Genomic DNA, 6,241 nt, shown 5'->3' with positions numbered 1-6,241 from the left:
TGGCCCCGGCCCCGGGGGGGCGGGGCGCGCCAGTCAGCGCCGGTTACTGGGCGGCGGCGTCAAGATCGGCCTTCATCTGGTCCAGCACCTCTTGCGCGCGCGGGCCGCCGATTTCGAGGAAGGTCGCCTCGACCTGCCCGGCGGTGTCGCGGAAGGGGGCGCGCTGTTCCTCGGTCAGGGTGGTCACGGTCATCGCGGGCTTGGCCTCCATGATCCGCTCCAGCGATTCCTCGGTCAGGCCCTGCTGATACTCGATGATGTGATCGAAGGCGGCGGCGGTCGCATCCTGAATGACCTGCTGATCCTCTTCGGACAGGCCGTCAAAGAAATCCTTGTTGGCCATCAGTGCGGTGGTGAAGTTGTTGTGACCCAGCCGGGTGATGTGGTCGGTGACCTCGTACATCCGCGTCGATTCGATAAAGAAGGCGGGGTTCTCCTGCCCGTCGATGATGCCGGTCTGCAAGCCGCCATAAACCTCGCCCCAGGGCAGCGGGGTGGGCGTGGCGCCGAACGCCTGATAGCTGGACACCAGCAGCGGGTTGGTCATCACGCGAACCTTCACATCGCGCAGATCGGCGGGGCTTGTCACCGGGCGGTCGGTCGTCAGCATCACCTCGCCCTCGGGATACATGGTCAGCAGCTCCAGCCCCTGTTCGGCGTACAGCTCGGGGAAAATGCTGTTGATCGTCTCGGAGTCGCGGAAAAAGCGGACCAGTTGCTCTTCGTCATCCGGCAACAGGTAGGGCACGAAAAAGACCTGCGCCTCGGGGATCAGCGCGCCGGTAAAGCCGGGTGACTGGTTCACGAACTGCAGGATGCCCGATTGGGTCTGCTCCATGATGTTGTCGGATTCGCCAAGCGTGCCGAAGGGGAACAGCTGCACCTCATGGTCGGAATTGGCCTCGACCTCTTCCTTGAACTTCTGGGCGAAAACGCCCTGCACCTCGTCGATGGCCTCTTCAAACGCATAGCGCCAGGTATCGGCCATGGCGCTGCCCGATCCGATCACGAGGGCTGCGATGCTGGCGGCAGTCAGGGTTCTGATGGTCATGTCATCTCCTGTTGGTCGGGCGTTCTGCGGCAATGCCGTCCGCCCTTGGGTTGCAGGATTCGGGGTGAGGAACACCCGCTCCGGCTTGAGCAAAGGGTTCTGCTCATCCAGATTCCAAGTCAATTTCTATATTAAACCATGACAATTTAGGGCGGGCATGTCAAACGACCCGCCGATTGTCCTGCTTTCGGAATGGCATCAGCGGGGCAGGATTGCCGAAACGATCCGCAATGCCTGCTCCAGATCGCGGGCCGTCGCGCCGCCGATGCAAAGGCGCAGCGCAGGCGGTTGCGGCAGAACGGCAAAGCCCGCGCCGGGCGCCAGCGCCACCTGATGGGCCAGTGCCTGCGCGATGATCTGCCCCTCATCCGTGCCCTGGGGCAGCCGCAGCCAGCGATGCAGACCATGCGGAAAGCCCTGCGCCTGCGCGCCCAGAACCCGCCCGACCAGCCGGTTGCGGGCGGCCAGTTCCGTGCGCTGCGCCTCCAGCAGCTGTTCGGCGGTGCCGTGGTTCAGCCAGTCCTGCGCGATCTCGGCCATCAGCGGCGTGGCCATCCAGGACATCGACAGATGCCGGTTCAGCGCCGCCTCTGCCAGATTTTCGGGCATTGCCAGAAAACCGAGGCGCAGACCCGGCGACAGGCATTTTGACAGGCCGGTGAAATAGAAGCTGCGTTCGGGCGCGAAGCTGGACAGCGCGGGCGGACGGCGGGGCGGCATCGGCCCGGTCGGATCGCTTTCCAGAATCGCCAGACCGGCGCGCGCCGCCGCCATCGCCAGCGCCTCGCGCCGCTCGCGGTCCATGATCTGCGCCATCGGCCCGCCGCCCGAGGGCAGCAGGAACACCGCCTTCATCCGCCCGCCGCTGGTCCGCGCCGCCGCCAGCAGCGCGTCGGGGTCCATGCCACGCTCATCGCCGGGAATGCCGCGCAGGCGCAGATGCAGATGTTTGGCGGCGGGCTTGAGCGTGTGGCAGGTCACGGCCTCGGTGGCGATGATGTCGCCGGGCTGGGCCACGCTCAGCAGGGCGACAAACATCGCGGGCGTGGTGCCGTTGGTGATCAGGATGCGCTGCGCGGGCACGACCATGCCGCAGCGCGCCAGCCACGCCGCCGCCATGCCGCCATACAGCGACATGGTCTGGCGCGGGCGGAACGACATCATCGCCGGGTCCGGCAGCCGGTCCGCCAGCCGCACCAGCGTGTCGGCCCAGGCGGTGCGGATCTGCGGCAGCGGCACCGGGGTCATCATCGACAGATCAATCGGCGGCCGGTCGGTGGGCGCGCGGAACCACGGCACCTCGATCGTCTCGCGCGGGCCCGATTTCACGAAACTGCCCCGCCCCACCTCGCCCGAGATCAGATCGGCGCGGATCAGTTCCTCATAGGCGCGGCTGACGGTCTGGACCGAGACGCCCAGCTGCCAGGCCAGATCGCGATGCGGCGGCAGGCGCTGGCCGGGGCGCAGGCTGCCCGCATCAATCGCCGCCGCAATCCCCTGTGCGAGGCTGCGATAGGCGGGGCGGGTGATATCATCCTTGCGAAGCGGCCAATGCGACATGGGCCGCAGGATCGCCCCCCGCGCGCGGCTTGTCCAGATTGACAAAGCAGCAAGCCCCGGAAACAACCGACAAATGACCCAGCCGCGCGCCAGAACCAGCCCCCGCCTCGACGACCGTGACATCGCCATCCTTGCGGTGCTGGCACGCGAGGGGCGCATCGCCAAGACCGAACTGGCCGCGCGGGTGAACCTGTCGCCCACCCCCTGCTGGGAGCGGATGCGGCGGCTGGAACAGGCGGGGCTGATCCGCGGCTATCGCGCCCAGATCGACCTTGCGGCCCTTGGGCCCCATGTGCAGGTCTTTGTCACGGTCGAGCTGGACAGCCACCGCGCCGAAAGTTTCCAGATCTTCGAGCGGGTGATCGCCCGGACCGAGGCCGTGACCGGCTGCTGGGCGATCGGCGGCGGCTATGATTACCTGATGCAGGTCGTGGCCCGCGACGTGGCGGCGTTTCAGGATCTGATGGACGGGCTGCTGGAAAGCCGCGCGGGCCTGCGGCGCTATTTCAGCTATATCGTGACCAAGCCGGTCAAGGATCAGCCCCCCGCAGCCCCGCTGCTGGGCTGAACAGAGGATTCCTCTGCCGCGCCGCGACAGGCCAGAGGAATCCTCTGCCTGCGGCGCGACCTTCAGGTAATATCCCCCGCGATGGCCGCCATACTGCCCCCAACAACGGAGGTATCTGATGCTGGACCATCACCAGACCGCGCTGACCGACAGGCTGGACGACAGCGGGCTTCTGCCCGGCGCGGGCGATTTCGCGGCCCAGGGCCGGCTGGCCGTGCGCGACCCTGCCACCGGCGGGCTGGTGGCGCAGGTCGCCATCAGCGAGGCGGCAGGCGCCCGCGCGGCGGTCGATGCGGCGCACGCGGCCTTTCCCGGCTGGTCGGGCATGCTGCCCCAGCACCGCGCCGCGATCCTGCATCGCTGGCACGCGCTGATCCTTGCGGCGCGCGAGGATCTGGCCCGGATCATGGTCGCCGAACAGGGCAAGCCCATCAGCGAGGCGCGCGGCGAAATCGACTATGCCGCCAGCTTCGTGACCTTTTACGCCGAAGAGGCCCTGCGCCCCAATATCGAGGGCGTGACCAGCCACCTGCCCGATGCCGAGATGGAGCTGTGGCGCGAACCCGTGGGCGTCGCGGCCCTTGTGACACCGTGGAACTTTCCCTGCGCGATGATCACCCGCAAGGCCGCCGCCGCCCTTGGCGCGGGCTGCACCGTGGTCATCCACCCCTCGGCGGAAACGCCCCTGTCGGCGCTGGCGCTGGCGGTGCTGGCGCAGCGGGCGGGCTTCCCCGAGGGCGTGATCAATACCGTCATCGGCGATGCCGCGACCATCGTGGGGGAATGGACGGCGGACGCCCGCGTGCGGGCGCTGTCCTTTACCGGGTCCACGGAAGTCGGGCGGCTGCTCTATCGCCAGTCGGCCGAGACGGTCAAACGGCTGGTGCTGGAACTGGGCGGGCACGCGCCCTTTATCGTCTGTCAGGGCGCCGATCTGGACCGCGCCGTGGCCGAGGCCGTCAAGGCCAAATTCGCCACCTCGGGTCAGGACTGCCTTGGCGCCAACCGCTTTTATATCCAGCGCCCGGTCTATACCGAGTTCTGCGCCCGCTTCACGGCGGCGGTCGAACAGCTGACCCTCGGGCGGGGCATGGACGATCCCGATATCGGCCCGCTGATCCATGACCGCCAGATCGCCAAGCAGGTCGCGCATGTCGCGGACGCGGTGGCCCATGGCGCCCGCATCCTGACCGGGGGTGCGGTGGACACGGCGCAGGGCCCGCTGTTCTTCCGGCCCACCGTTCTGGCCGATGTCCCCGACGCGGCCGCAATCATGCGCGAGGAAACCTTTGGCCCGGTCGCCGCCCTGTCGGTCTTCGACACCGAGGACGAGGTGATCGCGCGCGCCAATGCCAGCGAATACGGGCTGATCGCCTATGTGCACAGCATGGACCCGCGCCGGATCTATCGCCTGACGCGGGCGTTGCAATATGGCATGGTCGCCGTGAACCGCACCAAGGTCACCGGCGCGCCGATCCCCTTTGGCGGGATGAAGCAGTCGGGACTGGGCCGCGAGGGCGCCCGTCAGGGCCTCGAAGCCTTTACCGACATCAAATATGTCTGCCGCGATTGGGCGTGAGAGGAAATGACGATGCTGACCAATGACGAACTGGCGAAATGGGACCGCGAGAGCTTTTTCCACCCCTCGACCCATCTGGGGCAATTCGCGCGCGGCGAGGCGCCGCAGCGCATCGTGACCGGCGGCGAGGGGGTCTATATCCACGACCGCGACGGCAACAAGCTGCTGGACGGGTTCGCGGGGCTTTATTGCGTGAACGTGGGCTATGGCCGGCAAGAGATCGCCGAGGCCATCGCCACGCAGGCGCGCGAGCTGTCCTATTACCACGCCTATGCGGGCCACGGGTCGGAAACCTCGATCACGCTGGCCAAGATGGTGATGGACCGCGCGCCCGCAGGTATGGCGCGGGTCTATTTCGGGCTTGGCGGCTCGGATGCGAATGAGACGAACATCAAGCTGGTCTGGTATTACAACAATATTCTGGGCCGCCCGAAGAAGAAAAAGATCATCAGCCGCTGGCGGGGCTATCACGGCTCGGGGCTGATGACCGGCTCGCTGACCGGGCTTGAGCTGTTTCACAAGAAGTTCGATCTGCCGCTGGACCAGGTGATCCATACCGAGGCGCCCTATTACTTCCGCCGCCCCGATGCCGCCATGTCCGAGGCTGATTTCGTGGGCTATTGCGTCGACAAGCTGGAGGCGCTGATCGCCTTCGAAGGCGCCGACAGCATCGCCGCCTTTATCGGCGAGCCGGTACTGGGCACGGGCGGGATCGTGCCGCCGCCCGCCGGTTACTGGCCCGCCATTCAGGCGGTGCTGGACCGCCATGACATCCTGCTGATCGCCGATGAGGTCGTGACCGGCTTCGGGCGGCTGGGGACCATGTTCGGCAGCGATCACTACGGCATGAAGCCCGATCTGATCACCAGCGCCAAGGGGCTGACCTCGGCCTATGCGCCGCTTTCGGCCAGCATCGTGGGACAGCGCATGTGGGATGTGCTGGCGCGCGGCACCGACGAAAACGGCGTTCTGGGCCATGGCTGGACCTATTCCGCCCATCCCATCGGCGCCGCCGCCGGGGTCGCGAACCTCAGGCTGATCGACAGCATGGGGCTGGTCGAAAATGCAGGCACCGTCGGCGCCTATCTGAACGACCGCATGCGCGCGGCGGTGGGCGATCACCCCCATGTCGGCGATGTGCGCGGCGAGGGGATGCTGTGTGCGGTGGAGCTGATGGCCGACCGGGATGCGCGGCGGTTCTTTGATCCATCCGAGGGCAAGGGCGCGAAGGTCGTGGCCGCGATGCTGAAACGCGGCGTGATCGCGCGGGCCATGCCGCAGGGCGACATTCTGGGCTTTGCGCCGCCTTTGTGCCTGACCGGGGCCGAGGCCGACCAGATCGTCGAGGTCACGCGCGAGGCGATTGCCGAAGTGCTGGGCTGACAGGCGGGGGGGGGGGGGCCGGGGGCGGGGGGCCCCCCCCCCCAACCCCCCCCGGGGCCCCCCCCCCCGCGCCAAAACACAAACCCACACCACCCCCCCA

The 6,241-nt window shown here is 67.4% G+C and carries 5 protein-coding genes; 3 read left to right on the top strand and 2 right to left on the bottom strand.

What is annotated here, in order from left to right:
- Positions 1-43: 43 nt before the first annotated feature.
- Both dctP and ACK41U_RS16330 read right to left on the bottom strand, forming a co-directional pair.
- On the bottom strand, positions 44-1,051 hold the full coding sequence (gene dctP / locus ACK41U_RS16335; protein WP_409682336.1) for a TRAP transporter substrate-binding protein DctP: 1,008 nt from the start codon (positions 1,049-1,051) through the stop codon (positions 44-46).
- Between the two features lie 198 nt (positions 1,052-1,249).
- Positions 1,250-2,656 (bottom strand): PLP-dependent aminotransferase family protein, encoded by a 1,407-nt coding sequence (locus tag ACK41U_RS16330; protein WP_409682333.1) that lies wholly within the window; start codon positions 2,654-2,656, stop codon positions 1,250-1,252.
- A 28-nt stretch (positions 2,657-2,684) separates the two neighbouring features.
- On the opposite strand from ACK41U_RS16330, the gene ACK41U_RS16325 reads away from it, so the two are divergent.
- The 3 genes from ACK41U_RS16325 to ACK41U_RS16315 all read left to right on the top strand — a co-directional run bounded on the left by ACK41U_RS16325 (position 2,685) and on the right by ACK41U_RS16315 (position 6,141).
- A complete protein-coding gene (locus tag ACK41U_RS16325) occupies positions 2,685-3,179 on the top strand; it encodes an Lrp/AsnC family transcriptional regulator (RefSeq protein WP_409682330.1) in 495 nt (164 codons plus the stop codon).
- A gap of 118 nt (positions 3,180-3,297) precedes the next feature.
- Positions 3,298-4,758 carry an NAD-dependent succinate-semialdehyde dehydrogenase gene (locus tag ACK41U_RS16320; protein WP_409682328.1) on the top strand — a complete coding sequence of 487 codons (1,461 nt, stop codon included), beginning with the start codon at positions 3,298-3,300 and terminating at the stop codon, positions 4,756-4,758.
- 12 nt (positions 4,759-4,770) lie between these two features.
- Entirely contained in the window at positions 4,771-6,141 is a 1,371-nt protein-coding gene (locus tag ACK41U_RS16315; RefSeq protein WP_409682325.1) for an aspartate aminotransferase family protein, read from the top strand.
- Positions 6,142-6,241: the final 100 nt, after the last annotated feature.

Origin of the sequence: Paracoccus sp. (in: a-proteobacteria), from assembly GCF_046289755.1 — a bacterium.
Taxonomy (GTDB): Bacteria; Pseudomonadota; Alphaproteobacteria; order Rhodobacterales; family Rhodobacteraceae; genus Paracoccus.
The sequence above is the reverse complement of the archived record's forward strand: the minus strand, read 5'-3'. Positions and strand labels throughout refer to the sequence as shown.

What these genes read in the sequence shown, in the direction of transcription:
- dctP (WP_409682336.1), bottom strand. Translation starts at nt 1,051, where the DNA reads ATGACCATCAGAACCCTGACTGCCGCCAGCATCGCAGCCCTCGTGATC.
- ACK41U_RS16325 (WP_409682330.1), top strand. Translation starts at nt 2,685, where the DNA reads ATGACCCAGCCGCGCGCCAGAACCAGCCCCCGCCTCGACGACCGTGAC.
- ACK41U_RS16320 (WP_409682328.1), top strand. Translation starts at nt 3,298, where the DNA reads ATGCTGGACCATCACCAGACCGCGCTGACCGACAGGCTGGACGACAGC.
- ACK41U_RS16315 (WP_409682325.1), top strand. Translation starts at nt 4,771, where the DNA reads ATGCTGACCAATGACGAACTGGCGAAATGGGACCGCGAGAGCTTTTTC.